The 14,863-nt window shown below is 61.5% G+C and carries 10 protein-coding genes, 3 rRNA genes and 1 pseudogene; 5 read left to right on the top strand and 9 right to left on the bottom strand.

Annotation, left to right across the window (positions count from 1 at the left end):
- Positions 1–5: 5 nt before the first annotated feature.
- Positions 6–1,874 (top strand): bifunctional diguanylate cyclase/phosphodiesterase, encoded by a 1,869-nt coding sequence (locus VUN84_04185; GenBank protein XAS64880.1) that lies wholly within the window; start codon positions 6–8, stop codon positions 1,872–1,874.
- An 84-nt stretch (positions 1,875–1,958) separates the two neighbouring features.
- Here the strand turns inward: VUN84_04185 and VUN84_04180 are convergent, their stop codons facing one another.
- Entirely contained in the window at positions 1,959–2,258 is a 300-nt protein-coding gene (locus VUN84_04180; GenBank protein XAS64879.1) for an excalibur calcium-binding domain-containing protein, read from the bottom strand.
- Positions 2,259–2,380: 122 nt separating this feature from the next.
- Positions 2,381–3,229, bottom strand: coding sequence for an SDR family NAD(P)-dependent oxidoreductase (locus VUN84_04175; GenBank protein ID XAS64878.1), 849 nt, complete (start codon positions 3,227–3,229; stop codon positions 2,381–2,383).
- 147 nt (positions 3,230–3,376) lie between these two features.
- Here VUN84_04175 and VUN84_04170 point away from each other — a divergent pair.
- A pseudogene (locus VUN84_04170) lies at positions 3,377–3,598 on the top strand (hypothetical protein).
- 87 nt (positions 3,599–3,685) lie between these two features.
- Here the strand turns inward: VUN84_04170 and rrf are convergent.
- From rrf to VUN84_04150, 4 genes are all read right to left on the bottom strand, one after another.
- Positions 3,686–3,802: ribosomal RNA gene (gene rrf / locus VUN84_04165) — 5S ribosomal RNA — on the bottom strand.
- A gap of 203 nt (positions 3,803–4,005) precedes the next feature.
- A 23S ribosomal RNA gene (locus VUN84_04160) occupies positions 4,006–7,131 on the bottom strand.
- 17 nt (positions 7,132–7,148) lie between these two features.
- The gene (locus VUN84_04155; protein ID XAS64877.1) at positions 7,149–7,280 is read right to left on the bottom strand and encodes a hypothetical protein; all 132 of its coding nucleotides are present in this window, start codon (positions 7,278–7,280) and stop codon (positions 7,149–7,151) included.
- A 391-nt stretch (positions 7,281–7,671) separates the two neighbouring features.
- A 16S ribosomal RNA gene (locus VUN84_04150) occupies positions 7,672–9,195 on the bottom strand.
- The 16S, 23S and 5S rRNA genes sit together here, the layout of an rRNA operon.
- Positions 9,196–10,735: 1,540 nt before the next feature.
- Here VUN84_04150 and VUN84_04145 point away from each other — a divergent pair.
- A complete protein-coding gene (locus tag VUN84_04145; protein XAS64876.1) occupies positions 10,736–11,629 on the top strand; it encodes a glucose 1-dehydrogenase in 894 nt (297 codons plus the stop codon).
- Between the two features lie 154 nt (positions 11,630–11,783).
- On the opposite strand, the gene VUN84_04140 is transcribed toward VUN84_04145, so the two are convergent.
- Positions 11,784–12,536, bottom strand: coding sequence for a ZIP family zinc transporter (locus tag VUN84_04140; GenBank protein XAS64875.1), 753 nt, complete (start codon positions 12,534–12,536; stop codon positions 11,784–11,786).
- 108 nt (positions 12,537–12,644) lie between these two features.
- Complete coding sequence (locus VUN84_04135) at positions 12,645–13,112, bottom strand: hypothetical protein (protein XAS64874.1); 468 nt, start codon at positions 13,110–13,112, stop codon at positions 12,645–12,647.
- Positions 13,113–13,497: 385 nt separating this feature from the next.
- Here VUN84_04135 and VUN84_04130 point away from each other — a divergent pair, with 385 nt between their 5' ends.
- The gene (locus VUN84_04130; GenBank protein XAS64873.1) at positions 13,498–13,851 is read left to right on the top strand and encodes a hypothetical protein; all 354 of its coding nucleotides are present in this window, start codon (positions 13,498–13,500) and stop codon (positions 13,849–13,851) included.
- Positions 13,852–13,958: 107 nt separating this feature from the next.
- Here the strand turns inward: VUN84_04130 and VUN84_04125 are convergent, their stop codons facing one another.
- On the bottom strand, positions 13,959–14,162 hold the full coding sequence (locus VUN84_04125) for a cold-shock protein (protein ID XAS64872.1): 204 nt from the start codon (positions 14,160–14,162) through the stop codon (positions 13,959–13,961).
- A 256-nt stretch (positions 14,163–14,418) separates the two neighbouring features.
- On the opposite strand from VUN84_04125, the gene VUN84_04120 reads away from it, so the two are divergent.
- Complete coding sequence (locus VUN84_04120; protein XAS64871.1) at positions 14,419–14,856, top strand: helix-turn-helix transcriptional regulator; 438 nt, start codon at positions 14,419–14,421, stop codon at positions 14,854–14,856.
- The last annotated feature ends 7 nt before the right edge of the window (positions 14,857–14,863 follow it).

Below are 14,863 nucleotides of genomic sequence, written 5' to 3'. Positions count from 1 at the left end.
TACGTATGGATTCAGGACTCGCACAACTACTGCTGGAGCACAGCCCGGACCCGCTGCTGCTGATTGCCCCCGACGGGTCCATCACCTTCCTCAACGCCGCCGCCGGGGAACTCTTTGGCTACACCCGCGCCCAGTTGCTGGGCGCCGAATCGTCGTTGCTTCTCGGTGAGGGCTCGCGCGAGCCTTTCCACGGCGTCCTGTCCGGACTGCATGCCTCAACGCCCCGCTCCGGTCAGCCTTTCGCCGGCTCCGGCCGCCGCGCTGACGGCACCGAAATCCCGGTCGAGATCACCTGTTCCCTGCTGCCGTCCGACGCCGGTACCGGCTCGCCCGCGGGGTTCGTTGCTCTCTCGGTCCGCGGCGCCGGCCACCGCCGGGCTGCGCCCGGCGCGGGCAGCGCAGCGGGAAACTTGCCCGTCGGCCATGGAGCCACCGGTCACGGGGCTGCCGGGACCAGCGCTGGCGGAGGCCGGCCCGGTTTTGCTGGTGCCACCGGGGACGCCGGAGCGCCGGGCCGCAGTATCCGTGCTGCGTCCATGGCCGTGCCGGCCGCGTTCGCTGCCCATGACGACGAGTTGCGGGCCGGGGTGCTGCGGGATCCGCTCACGTCGCTGCCCAACGGCACGCTCTTCAATGATCGTCTCGGTGCCGCCCTGCGCCGGCCCGATCCCGTGGATGTGCTGCTGCTGAACCTTGATGATTTCAAGCACCTAAACGACATGCTGGGCCGCTCCGCCGGAGACGAGCTGCTGGTGGAGGTCGCGAGCCGGCTGCGCAACTGTGTCCGGCCGCACGATACCGTGGCCCGGCTCGGCGGCGATGAATTCGTGGTGCTGCTGACCGAATGCCTTAATGCGGAGGCGGTGGCCAGGCGGATCACTGAGGCCTTGTACGAGCCGCTGCGCGTCGGCGGTTCGCTGGTCCGGCCCGGGGTGAGCATGGGCCTGGCGTCACGGTCTGCGGGGACCTTCGACGGAGCTGAGCTGCTGCGGCAGGCCGACGCGGCCATGACCGCGGCGAAAACGGCGGGCAAGAACGCCTGGCTGCGGTTCCAGCCGGAGATGTTGACCACCGGGGCGGGCGCCGGAGACAGCCAGTCCGGGCTCCGGCAGGCGGTGGAGCTGGGGCAGATCTCGGTCCACTACCAGCCCGTGGTGTCCCCGGGTCTCGGTTCAGTGGTCCAGTTCGAGGCGTTTGCGCGCTGGGAACGGCACGGCCGGCTGGTCCCGCCCAACCAGTTCCTGCCCGTGGCCGAACAGAGCGGCCTGATCCGTGAGATCGGCGATGAGGTGATGCGCCGGGCTTGCGCCGAGATCCGGCCGTGGCTGGCCGGCGACGCCGCGTACAGTGTTGCGGTGAACGTCTCCGGGCTGCAGTTCCAAAACCGGGACTTCGCCACGGATATCCTGGGAATCGTGGCGTCCACCGGCGTCGACCCCCGCCAGCTGATGCTGGAACTTACCGAAAGCGTGTTCTTCGACGCGGACTCGGACGTGCTCCGGCAGTTGCGCCAGCTGCGCGAGGCCGGCGTACGGATTGCCATGGACGACTTTGGCACAGGCTACGCGTCTCTGGGCCGGCTCAAGGAACTCCCGCTCGATGAAGTCAAGATTGACCGCTCGTTCGTGGCCATGATCAAGACCGGGCAGGAACATCTGCCGTTCTTTGCCACCATGATTGACGCCGCCCACGCCTTGGGCCTGAAGGTCACGGCGGAGGGCATTGAGACTCCGGCGCAGGCCCGCTACCTGATGGAGCGTGGCTGCAACTCCCTGCAGGGCTACTTGTTCGCCAAGCCGGCCCCGGCCAGTGAACTGGCCGGGACCATGGAAAGCGCCCTGACGGCCATCGACAAGGTCGACGCCGCACGGTAGCCCGGACGGCCCGGCACCTGCCGGTCCCGGGCCCGCCCCGTCATGGGAGAGCCCTGGTACCGGGGGTGCCGAAGTGTGGCCCGGTCAGCGCTTTTCGCAGGCGATGCCGTCGTTGTCGCGGTCCAAATCGTATTCACCGGCCCGGCGGTTGGCGCCGTCGTTGTAGCTGTACAACTTGCTGTCCACGCGGAAGGTTGTCACGGGCTTACCGGAGGTTTTGTCCCGTGCGCCGCTCCGCCCGACACCGTGCGGGTATACCTTGTTCAGTTCGGTGCAGTTCTTGTACGACCGCGGTGCCGGTGCCGCATTCGCCGGTACAGCCGACAGGGTCAAAAGGACGGCGGTTGCGGCCAGTGACGCAACAAAGGCATTTTTAATGCGCATGTAGTGGAATTCCCCCAAGAAGCAAAGCGCATGCCGCGGATCGGCAAGGCTCTCCGAATGCTACCCCGGAATTCGGGTTTTTTAGGAGATCGGGCCCGCGTTATGACAGGGGTCCGGTAGTCCTAAGCCCGGGAATCAAGTTTGTCGCGGTTGGCGCCCACCATGGCCGCGCTGCGGTCCCACAGCTCCCTCGCAAGCTCGGGGCTGTACGCCTGCTTGTTGGCCTTCGCCAGCGCCCGTTTGGCGTAGTAGGCGCCCGGAACCCAGTCCTGTCCCGGAACGGCTGTCGCCAGCCACACAAGGGTGTCCGCGCCCTGGTCCGGGGTCAGCATGAAGCGCTTGAGGAACGACTTGTACGCGAACCGCATGGGGCTTGTGGAGTCGGCCGCGAAGTTGGTGGCCACGCCGCCCGGATGGAACGCTGCCGTGGAGATGCCCTGCTGGCCGTACCGGTTGTGCAGCTCCGTGGTGAAGAGAATATTCGCGAGCTTCGCGTTCCCATAGGCCCGGTTGGTGGAGTAGCTCGCGGCAGCGTCCAGGTCGTCGATGTCCAGCTTGCCGAACAGCGAGTTCGCAGCGCTGGAGGTATTGATAACGGTGGCGTTGCTGGCGGTGAGGACGTCCATCAGCTCGGTCGTGAGGAGAAACGGCGCCAGATGGTTAATCTGGAACGTCTTTTCGTGGCCGTCCACGGTAAGTTCGCGCCGGCCCATGATGCCGCCGGCGTTGTTCGCCAGCACATCGATGCGCGGGTACTTTTCCTTCAGCTGCGCGGCGAGCTGGCGCACCTGGTCCAGTTCTGCGAAGTCGCTGACGAAGAAGTCCGCACCGATCTCCTTGGCGACCCGCGCCGTCTTCTCCGCGGAACGCCCGACGACGACGATCCGCTCCCCCTGCTTGCTCAGGGTCCGGGCGGCGGAGGCGCCGATGCCGTCGCTTGCTCCGGTAATGACGATGGTCCGTGCGGTCATGGGAAGTCCTTCGAGCGGGGTCGGAAGTCGGGCTGTCGGAATCGAGCCTACCGAACCCCAACGACGCAGCGATGGCCAACGTTCCCGCAGCTCCGGTACGGCGCCGGGAGACCTCGACGCTTACCCGGCCACAGACGCGACGACGGCGTGCCGTTGCACGAGAGCGGCGAGGTGAAAGTTGCGCAGACGCCCTACGACTACGTCCGGCAGTACGGGGATCCGGTCGGGGCGTCAATCGCCGGCCGGCACGTCGCCGGGTCCGGCAAGCGCTGCTTCGGGCCGGTCCACGCACAGTACTTGTTGGAGGATCCCGACGTGGTGCTTCAGGGCAGCCGGGGGCTTCCCCTGCGCTATCGGGTGCGCCGTTGACCGATCGTTGGCCGATTTGTGAAGGGCCGGTTAAATGCGGGAGAGCCCCTGACCTGGTGGTTAGGGGCTCTCGACCGTTTAATGGTGTTCCGGCGGTGACCTACTCTCCCACACCCTCCCGGGTGCAGTACCATCGGCGCTGTGGGTCTTAGCTTCCGGGTTCGGAATGGGACCGGGCGTTTCCCCCACGCTATGACCGCCGTAACTTTTTCTCCGCACCGTACCAGGGGCCCCGTGGGGGGGGTGGTGGTGGGAAACTTTTGGTTACAACTGTGGTGTTGTTATTTTGTTGTGTTCGCAAGCAACGGGTTTGTTGGTTGGGAACCACATAGTGGACGCGTGCAGTCTTGTTATCTTTGTACCTCCCGGTGGTGCAAACGCTTTTGAATCGTTTGCCCGGGTGGTGTGTGGTGTAAGTTATCGGCCTATTAGTACCGGTCAGCTTCACGAGTCGTTAGTCCTCGCTTCCACATCCGGCCTATCAACCCAGTGGTCTGGCTGGGGGCCTCTCACACACAAGGTGTATGGAAATCTCATCTCGAAGCGAGCTTCCCGCTTAGATGCTTTCAGCGGTTATCCCATCCGAACGTAGCTAATCAGCGGTGCACTTGGCAGTACAACTGACACACCAGAGGTTCGTCCGTCCCGGTCCTCTCGTACTAAGGACAGCCCTTCTCAAATTTCCTGCGCGCGCAGCGGATAGGGACCGAACTGTCTCACGACGTTCTAAACCCAGCTCGCGTACCGCTTTAATGGGCGAACAGCCCAACCCTTGGGACCTACTCCAGCCCCAGGATGCGACGAGCCGACATCGAGGTGCCAAACCATGCCGTCGATATGGACTCTTGGGCAAGATCAGCCTGTTATCCCCGAGGTACCTTTTATCCGTTGAGCGACGGCCATTCCACAATGTACCGCCGGATCACTAGTCCCGACTTTCGTCCCTGCTCGAGATGTCTCTCTCACAGTCAAGCTCCCTTGTGCACTTACACTCGACACCTGATTGCCAACCAGGCTGAGGGAACCTTTGGGCGCCTCCGTTACTTTTTAGGAGGCAACCGCCCCAGTTAAACTACCCATCAGGCACTGTCCCTGACCCGGATTACGGGCCGAAGTTAGATGTCCAAAGTGACCAGAGTGGTATTTCAACGATGACTCCACCCGAACTGGCGTCCGGGTTTCAACGTCTCCCACCTATCCTACACAAGCCACTCCGAACACCAATACCAAACTATAGTAAAGGTCTCGGGGTCTTTCCGTCCTGCTGCGCGTAACGAGCATCTTTACTCGTACTGCAATTTCGCCGAGTTTATGGTTGAGACAGCGGGGAAGTCGTTACTCCATTCGTGCAGGTCGGAACTTACCCGACAAGGAATTTCGCTACCTTAGGATGGTTATAGTTACCACCGCCGTTTACTGGGGCTTGAATTCTCAGCTTCGCCTTGCGGCTAACCGGTCCTCTTAACCTTCCAGCACCGGGCAGGAGTCAGTCCGTATACATCGTCTTGCGACTTCGCACGGACCTGTGTTTTTAGTAAACAGTCGCTTCCCCCTGGTCTCTGCGGCCCCTGCACGCTCCGGACAGCTGGTGTCCATCACGATGGGGGCCCCCCTTCTCCCGAAGTTACGGGGGCATTTTGCCGAGTTCCTTAACCATAATTCTCTCGATCGCCTTAGTATTCTCTACCTGATCACCTGTGTCGGTTTGGGGTACGGGCGGCTAAAACCTCGCGTCGATGCTTTTCTCGGCAGCATAGGATCACCAAATCCCCCCTTGACGGGGGTCCCATCGGGTCTCAGGCATCATGAACAGCGGATTTGCCTACCGTTCGCCCTACATCCTTAGACCGGGACAACCATCGCCCGGCTTGGCTACCTTCCTGCGTCACACCTGTTAATACGCTTGCCTCCCAGGATCAGGTCCCGCGCTCCACCAAAACCCTCCACCCACAAGGGGTGTCAGGCAGGTCTCGGGCAGTTAGTATCCCCTGTTCAACATGGACGGTTTTTCGCCGGTACGGGAATATCAACCCGTTGTCCATCGACTACGCCTGTCGGCCTCGCCTTAGGTCCCGACTTACCCAGGGCAGATTAGCTTGACCCTGGAACCCTTGATCATTCGGCGGACGGGTTTCTCACCCGTCTTTCGCTACTCATGCCTGCATTCTCACTCGTGTAGGCTCCACCGCTGGTTTACACCGCGACTTCACTGCCCACACGACGCTCCCCTACCACTCCAGACGCCTGAACCACAAGGGCTTGGCTACTATCTGAAATCCACAACTTCGGCGGTGTACTTGAGCCCCGCTACATTGTCGGCGCGGAATCACTTGACCAGTGAGCTATTACGCACTCTTTTAAGGATGGCTGCTTCTAAGCCAACCTCCTGGTTGTCTTCGCAACTCCACATCCTTTCCCACTTAGCACACGCTTAGGGGCCTTAGTTGGTGGTCTGGGCTGTTTCCCTCTCGACTATGAAGCTTATCCCCCACAGTCTCACTGCTGCGCTCTCACTTACCGGCATTCGGAGTTTGGCTGACGTCAGTAACCTTGTAGGGCCCATTAGCCATCCAGTAGCTCTACCTCCGGTAAGAAACACGCAACGCTGCACCTAAATGCATTTCGGGGAGAACCAGCTATCACGAAGTTTGATTGGCCTTTCACCCCTACCCACAGCTCATCCCCTCCATTTTCAACTGAAGTGGGTTCGGTCCTCCACGACGTCTTACCGTCGCTTCAACCTGGCCATGGGTAGATCACTTCGCTTCGGGTCTAGATCACGCCACTGCAACGCCCTATTCAGACTCGCTTTCGCTACGGCTTCCCCACACGGGTTAACCTCGCGACGTAACACTAACTCGCAGGCTCATTCTTCAAAAGGCACGCCGTCACAGCTACAAGGCTGCTCCGACGGATTGTAAGCACACGGTTTCAGGTACTGTTTCACTCCCCTCCCGGGGTACTTTTCACCTTTCCCTCACGGTACTGGTCCGCTATCGGTCATTAGGGAGTATTTAGGCTTATCAGGTGGTCCTGACAGATTCGCACGGGATTTCTCGGGCCCCGTGCTACTTGGGATACTCCCCGGGCGGTACACAACATTTCGGTTACGGGGCTCACACCCTCTCTGGCCGGCCTTTCAAGACCGTTCACCTATGCCTGCACTACACACCCCACTGTCCCGGCAGAGACAGAATGGGAAGTCCCACAACCCCGACCATGCAACGCCCGCCGGCTATCACACATGGAACGGTTTAGCCTGATCCGCGTTCGCTCGCCACTACTGACGGAATCACTATTGTTTTCTCTTCCTGCGGGTACTGAGATGTTTCACTTCCCCGCGTTCCCTCCACGCACCCTATGTGTTCAGATGCGGGTCACCAGGTGACTCGCGCCCCTGGCGGGGTTTCCCCATTCGGACACCCTGGGATCACAGTCCGGTTATCGACTCCCCCAGGCTTATCGCAGATTCCTACGTCCTTCTTCGGCTCCTAATGCCAAGGCATCCACCGTGTGCTCTTAAAAACTTGACCACAAAAGATCAAAAACGCTAATTTTCGAGAGAACCACGAAAACCAGCCACACCCAACAACACCCCCACAAAGGGAATGCCACCACGCGCAGCCAGATCCAGGTTCATATTCTTGGAAATTGCTTCTTTATAAAAGATGCTCGCGTCCACTATGTAGTTCTCAAACAACAACCCCAAACCACACACCCCACACGCACCCCCGCAAAAGGGGCGACACCGTGTGCTCGCTGCAGCCAGGAAACCAGAAACACAAGTCCCGGCAGAACAACAACCCCAAAAGGCCATCCCCCCACCGGTCCTGTTGCCTCAGGACCCAACAGTGTGCCAAACACTAAACCACCAGCACCCCCCGCACACCGTTCCAGGAACCACACAAGTGCAGAACCGTACTAAGTGCCGCAGGAAAAACCAGCGGCCGCTATTTGTTGATATTCCACCCGTGAGCACCCGCCGCAGAACTTACGTCTGCGCAACGGGCGTACTCCTGACAACCCCTCCACACTCACATACATGAGGCAAGGTGACTGTAGGTGCTCCTTAGAAAGGAGGTGATCCAGCCGCACCTTCCGGTACGGCTACCTTGTTACGACTTAGTCCCAATCGCCAGTCCCACCTTCGACAGCTCCCTCCCACAAGGGGTTAGGCCACCGGCTTCGGGTGTTACCAACTTTCGTGACTTGACGGGCGGTGTGTACAAGGCCCGGGAACGTATTCACCGCAGCGTTGCTGATCTGCGATTACTAGCGACTCCGACTTCATGGGGTCGAGTTGCAGACCCCAATCCGAACTGAGACCGGCTTTTTGGGATTAGCTCCACCTCACAGTATCGCAACCCTTTGTACCGGCCATTGTAGCATGCGTGAAGCCCAAGACATAAGGGGCATGATGATTTGACGTCGTCCCCACCTTCCTCCGAGTTGACCCCGGCAGTCTCCTATGAGTCCCCGCCATAACGCGCTGGCAACATAGAACGAGGGTTGCGCTCGTTGCGGGACTTAACCCAACATCTCACGACACGAGCTGACGACAACCATGCACCACCTGTAAACCGACCGCAAGCGGGGCACCTGTTTCCAGGTATTACCGGTTCATGTCAAGCCTTGGTAAGGTTCTTCGCGTTGCATCGAATTAATCCGCATGCTCCGCCGCTTGTGCGGGCCCCCGTCAATTCCTTTGAGTTTTAGCCTTGCGGCCGTACTCCCCAGGCGGGGCACTTAATGCGTTAGCTACGGCGCGGAAAACGTGGAATGTCCCCCACACCTAGTGCCCAACGTTTACGGCATGGACTACCAGGGTATCTAATCCTGTTCGCTCCCCATGCTTTCGCTCCTCAGCGTCAGTTAATGCCCAGAGACCTGCCTTCGCCATCGGTGTTCCTCCTGATATCTGCGCATTTCACCGCTACACCAGGAATTCCAGTCTCCCCTACATCACTCTAGTCTGCCCGTACCCACCGCAGATCCGGAGTTGAGCCCCGGACTTTCACGGCAGACGCGACAAACCGCCTACGAGCTCTTTACGCCCAATAATTCCGGATAACGCTTGCGCCCTACGTATTACCGCGGCTGCTGGCACGTAGTTAGCCGGCGCTTCTTCTGCAGGTACCGTCACTTTCGCTTCTTCCCTACTGAAAGAGGTTTACAACCCGAAGGCCGTCATCCCTCACGCGGCGTCGCTGCATCAGGCTTTCGCCCATTGTGCAATATTCCCCACTGCTGCCTCCCGTAGGAGTCTGGGCCGTGTCTCAGTCCCAGTGTGGCCGGTCACCCTCTCAGGCCGGCTACCCGTCGTCGCCTTGGTGAGCCATTACCTCACCAACAAGCTGATAGGCCGCGAGTCCATCCAAAACCACAAAAAAGCTTTCCACCCCCCACCATGCGATGAGGAGTCATATCCGGTATTAGACCCAGTTTCCCAGGCTTATCCCAGAGTTAAGGGCAGGTTACTCACGTGTTACTCACCCGTTCGCCACTAATCCACCAGCAAGCTGGCATCATCGTTCGACTTGCATGTGTTAAGCACGCCGCCAGCGTTCATCCTGAGCCAGGATCAAACTCTCCGTTGAAGTAAAACAGACACAACCAACACCCCCGGGAAAACGGGACGCGCCAGCTGCACAAAATTTGAAACCAGCTGTAAAAACCAGACCACACCACGGGGTGGCGCAATCCAGTCAATTCAACCAATTCAATACAATAAATTGGTATCAACAAACTTGGCACACTATTGAGTTCTCAAACAACAGACACACCCGGCACCTCCACAACCACAGGCCATGGATCGCTCCGGAGCAACTTCCCAAACTTACCCGATACCGCGAAGCTTCGCAAATCAACGTTTCCGCGATTCCCCACTCCACCAGCACGATCCCCACCCAAAAACAACGCGTAACAAACCACGCCATATTCCAGGCCGTTCAGAAGGGGGTCGGTCGCTTTCTTACCGCAACAGCGGCGGCGACTCGAACAACAATACACACCCCCACGACCAACCACAAATCCACCCCCACAGACCGCCCCACACCCCCAAAAACCCCGCCACCACACCAAAAACCAGCACCCACCAACACTCCCGCCGGCCAAAATACCGGCACACAGCCTATGTGTGGTGCATCACCACTACCGGCCCGCCACCCGCCGCCGCACTGCTTCGAGCTGTTCCACAACCTGGACCCAGAGCTTCCGCGCGCAGAAGAATTGCGCCCCACTCCCCTCGCCAACCAGATTCAACTCTTGACATTGATGCCGCACAGGGAAAATCTCAAATGCACCTGAAGCCTCACGGCCAGGGACCCGTTCCGACTCGCTGCGGGAATTTCACCAGTTGCAAAGGAGCCCGCGGGAGGTACTGAAGTCCGCCTGCCCGGGTTGTGACGTCACGGGCCAACTCTCAGGCAAGTCAAAACTCATCGACCTGCCCGGCGGCAGTCAGGAGATCAGGTCGACCGGAAGGAACCTCATCATCGTTCCCGAAGTCCCCGGCAAGCATCTGGAGGGGCTCTTTCTCACCACGGGCAATGTCAACTACGCCCTCAATCCAGATGGAACGGAAAAGCGGCTGTTCTCCGGTCCAGGCAGGGTAACGGACGTCTGCGCGCTGCTCGGCCCCTGACCTGTCTTTGCTATGCGAAGGCGCTTCCGGCCATGGTCAGAGGCGCCTTCGCGCTGAATCCGGCAACCATGAGCTTCGGACATTCCTGCTGCGGTGCACGGCCACGTTGAGTCCTCGTGGCTGGCTAACGGCAGCACCATTCAAGGTAGGGGCCGGTGTGGCGGGCGACGGCAGCTTCGAGATAGCAGCTGTGGGTTAACTGCAATGCGCCGCGGCTGGCCCAGTTGAGTAGCCGGCGAACGAACCGGACGAAGGCGTCAATCGCCGCCCGCGCGGAGGCGGTTTCAGTCAGAGGCGTGACCCCAACTCATCCAGGCCAGGGCCGGCGCATTGGATGTTCGCGTTCCGGCGATAAGTAAATGCAGGCGCCCGGTCCGTCCCGTTGCGCCGGAACCCTCCCCCTGACTAGGGTGGAAGCTAAGCATGCTTAGCATGTGTGCGGCGCCGGCAACGGGACGCCGGACACTGATACCGAACCCATCCGGAGGAACATCATGACTGACCAGTACACGTTCAAGAACCCGGTAACGGCCTACGAGCAGATCGAACCGCCCGAGCAGACCCAGCCCGAGCCCGGCCTCGACGCCAAGATGACGCCCAAGGCGGACCTCGGCGAAGACACCTACCGCGGCACCGGCCGGCTGGAAGGCCGCAAGGCGCTCATCACCGGCGCGGATTCCGGCATCGGCGCCGCGACGGCCATCGCCTTCGCCCGCGAAGGGGCCGACGTCGTCATGTCCTACCTCCCCGAAGAGGAAGAGGACGCAGCCCGCATCGCCACCCTGATTGAAAAGGCCGGCCGCAAGGCGGTCAAGGTGCCGGGCGATCTTAAGGACTCCGCTGTGTGCCGGGACCTCGTCGAAACTGCCGTGCGGGAGCTCGGCGGGCTGGACATCCTGGTCAACAACGCCGGCAAGCAGGTTGCGCAGAAGGCGCTTGGCGACATCACCGACGTCGAGTTTGACCACACTTACAAGACCAACGTGTACGCCATGTTCTGGTTGACCAAAGAGGCCATCCCCCACCTGCCGGCAGGATCGGCCATCATCAACACCACGTCCATCCAGGCGTACAGCCCCTCGGAAACCCTGGTGGACTACGCCTCCACCAAGGGCGCAATCAACAACTTCACCAAGGGCCTGGCCCAGCAGCTCGCACCGCAGGGCATCCGCGTCAATGCGGTGGCTCCCGGCCCCATCTGGACGCCGCTGCAGCCCAGCGGCGGTCAGCTGACCGAGGATCTGCCGGAGTTCGGCAAGGAAACCCCGCTGGGCCGCGCCGGCCAGCCGGCTGAATTGGCACCGGCGTACGTGTTCCTCGCCTCTGCGGAGTCCAGCTACGTGATTGGTGAGACCCTCAACGTCAATGGCGGGATGCCGACGCCTTAGGTCTCGTTCCCGCGCCGGTGTCCAATGCAATCCGACACCACGCGGTCCAACACCACGCGGGCTCTTCCGGGACGGCTTTCCAGCCGCCGGGAAGGGCCCGCTGTCGTGGACCCGCCATCGTGGTGCGGGTTCCGCGCCCCGGTGGCGCCGTTTATCACTCGAGGGTGTGGATAGTGAAGGCGCTCAGGAAGCCGACGGCGGCCACCAGCCCGGTGAGGTTGTGGTGTTCCTCGAACGCCTCGGGAATCATCGTGTCAGCCAGCATGGCCAGGATCGCGCCGGCAGCCACCGCCGTGATGAAGGCCACCGCTTCGTCGGGGGCGGCTTCCAGTGCAGTGAAGCCAAGGAGTGAAGCCAGACCGCAAAGCAGGGCAATTCCGGTCCAGACGCCGAAGACATACGTCGCGCTGCGGCCGGCCTTCTTCATGCCTGCGGTGCTGGAGAGTCCCTCAGGGACGTTGGAAATGAAGACGGCCGCCAGCATGGCCGGGCTGACGGTTCCGGCGGTGACGAGCCCAAGGCCCAGGACCACGGATTCGGGGATGCCGTCCAGGAGGGCGCCGACGGCGATCGCCGTGCCGCTGCCGGGGCTGTCCTTCTCGGAGGGCTGTTTGCCCCCTGACCGTTTCCGGTGTTTGGCCCCGGCCCGCGCCAACAGCGTGTTGGCGCTGACGTACACCACCGCCCCGGCCAGGAACCCTGCGGCGGTAGGCCAGAGCCCGCCGCCCTTGACGGCTTCGTCCACCAGTTCGAAGGCGAGGGCGGAGATGAGCACACCGGCGCCGAAAGCCATGATCGAGGAGACCAGCTTCTTCGGAATGGTCCATTGCCAGGACAGCCAGGAACCCAGAACCAGGGCTCCGCCTGCCAGGGTTCCCCAGAACATGGCCTGCGCCCACATTGGCATGTGATGCACCTTCCTCGGCCGCAAAGCCTGTTTCGTCAGAGGAGAAGGCGGCGCGGCGATCCGCCGCGCGCCTTCAGAATTGTTGCAGATTTAGACGGCGGCCGTCCGTCAGCGCGCCGGCAGCGCCTCTACAAACGCCACCTGGGTGGTGTACTGCTGATACAGCTTGACGGCCTCTTCGATCTCGATGTGCCCGAAGGTCAACGCGACCTGCAGCCCCTCCAGCTGTGCGCTGCAGGTCTCGGCCGCGCTCACCCGGTCCGCCAGCGAATGGGACGTGGCAAAATTCGTGGACAGCGCCGCGGCGACGGAGAGAATCACTGCCAGCAGGCACAATACGCGCCACACCAGCGAATCATCGCTCAGGTTGAAGAGTTCGGCCACGCCGTTGGTAAATCCCGTGCCGCCGACGGCGGGACCGGCCGTGAGCGTTGCGGCCAGTGCGCTGCCGACGATGCTGATGTTGGCCAGGCGGACGCGCCGGGGCCGCTGCCGGCTCAGATAGGTGCGGACGGCCAATTGCTTCTCCTCGATACGGGCAGACAGTCGATGCCGCGGATCGGATGCTTCGTCCATGATGTGATGCCCGCTTCCCTCGCCGATTGTGTCCGCGCGCACTGAGGCAGGACCCGCCGCCTGCATGGCCCGCAAGCCAGCTCCGGCAGCCGGCGCCGGCGTATTGCCGCTTTCCGCACCACCGCTGCTCCCCGTAGCCAGCGCGCACACGTTCAGGATGCTCCCGCGCCGCCCCGGGTGTCCAGAGAAGAAGATCAACAACCCGGCCTTAACAGGGTTCCTGAAGCGGCGGGACGGCGGCTGAACCGGCCCGCATAATCCGGTACGCCGAGCAGGCACGCCGCGGTTTCCGGGAGCCCTGTCCCGGTGCCGCGGGCAGGACTACCATGCAGCTGTACCGATGGAATTACCACCGTGCTCATTACTGCGTGGAAGGAAATCTGTCATGGAATGCATCACCTGGTTCGCGCCAATCCTGCCCGGAAAACTGGACGAGTGGAAGGCGCTCGATGCGGAGATGACCGGCCCGCGTGGAGAAGAACATGCCCGCTCCAGGAAACGCATGGGCGTCACCCGCGAGGTCGCCAGCCTCATGCAGACACAGCAGGGCGATTTCGTCTGCCTGTTCCATGAGGCGGAGGACCTGGCGGAGGCTTTCCGGGCCATCGCGACGTCGGACGATCCCTACGATGTCTGGTTCCGGGAGAATCTGGTCACCCTGCACGGGCTGACGGCCCAGATGCTGCAGGGGCCTCCGCCGGCGACCGTTTACTTCGACTACAAAGGCGCGGAGCGCTGACTCCGCCAGCACGTCTGGGTTAAACAAAAGCAGGGTCCGTCAAAAGACGGACCCTGCTCGAAACCTGTAAGGTTCCGGACTCAGAAGAGTTAGCTGGAAGCTAAGTCTTAGAGAGCCTGGATGTTTACGGCCTGGGGACCCTTGGGGCCCTGCTCGGTTTCGAAGGAGACCTTCTGGTTCTCTTCGAGTGAGCGGAAGCCGGAAGAGGCGATCGCGGAGTAGTGTGCGAAGACGTCCTGTGAGGAGTCATCGGGGGAAATGAAGCCGAAGCCCTTTTCAGCGTTAAACCATTTGACGGTACCAGTAGCCATTATTTTTTGTCCTTCGTGAAGGTGGAGGAAAAATCCCGACTTTCGGGTCCTCCGGTGTGGGGTGCTCAAAACCGCTGCTTCAGAAGAACAAGGTCTTTCAACCTTGCGTACTGCCTGAACTACGAACTGCATAAACACAACAACAGGATCAACCCTACAGGAGATTTCCGGAACGAATTACCACTGCGGCCGGCACGGTGCCGGCGGCCGGTCATTTAGGGCTGTACAAAAACGCCGCCGGTCCTAGACTGGCGGCATGACACCCCAGGAGCTGGCCAATCTGGCGCACCTGCGCCGGGCCCGGGACCTGATCGACAGAGACTACGCCCGGCCGCTCGATGTGCCCTCCATGGCCGCCGGTGCCCTGATGTCCCCGGCGCACTTCTCCCGCCAGTTCAAGGCCGCCTACGGTGAGACGCCCTACAACTACCTCATGACCCGGCGGATCGAACGCGCCATGGCGCTGCTCCGGGCCGGTGCCAGCGTGACGGATGCCTGCATGGAAGTGGGCTGTACCTCGCTGGGATCGTTCAGCTCACGCTTCACGGAAATCGTCGGGATGCCGCCGAGTGCGTACCGGTCCCGGCAGCACCACGCGGTGCAGGCCATGCCCTCGTGCATCGCGAAGGTGCGCACGCGGCCCGCCCGCAAGCCGAGCAGGATTGAAGAAGCGCCCCCGCAGCCCCTGGCCTAGCGTGGAG

This window comes from Micrococcaceae bacterium Sec5.8, from assembly GCA_039636775.1.
Lineage (GTDB): Bacteria > Actinomycetota > Actinomycetes > Actinomycetales > Micrococcaceae > Arthrobacter.
Note: the sequence above shows the minus strand (reverse complement) of the source record. Positions and strands in the feature narration are given on the sequence as shown.

Excerpts from the sequence above, each read along its gene's own strand:
- VUN84_04185 (XAS64880.1), top strand. The coding sequence starts at position 6 with ATGGATTCAGGACTCGCACAACTACTGCTGGAGCACAGCCCGGACCCG.
- VUN84_04180 (XAS64879.1), bottom strand. The coding sequence starts at position 2,258 with ATGCGCATTAAAAATGCCTTTGTTGCGTCACTGGCCGCAACCGCCGTC.
- VUN84_04175 (XAS64878.1), bottom strand. The coding sequence starts at position 3,229 with ATGACCGCACGGACCATCGTCATTACCGGAGCAAGCGACGGCATCGGC.
- VUN84_04145 (XAS64876.1), top strand. The coding sequence starts at position 10,736 with ATGACTGACCAGTACACGTTCAAGAACCCGGTAACGGCCTACGAGCAG.
- VUN84_04140 (XAS64875.1), bottom strand. The coding sequence starts at position 12,536 with ATGCCAATGTGGGCGCAGGCCATGTTCTGGGGAACCCTGGCAGGCGGA.
- VUN84_04135 (XAS64874.1), bottom strand. The coding sequence starts at position 13,112 with ATGGACGAAGCATCCGATCCGCGGCATCGACTGTCTGCCCGTATCGAG.
- VUN84_04130 (XAS64873.1), top strand. The coding sequence starts at position 13,498 with ATGGAATGCATCACCTGGTTCGCGCCAATCCTGCCCGGAAAACTGGAC.
- VUN84_04125 (XAS64872.1), bottom strand. The coding sequence starts at position 14,162 with ATGGCTACTGGTACCGTCAAATGGTTTAACGCTGAAAAGGGCTTCGGC.
- VUN84_04120 (XAS64871.1), top strand. The coding sequence starts at position 14,419 with ATGACACCCCAGGAGCTGGCCAATCTGGCGCACCTGCGCCGGGCCCGG.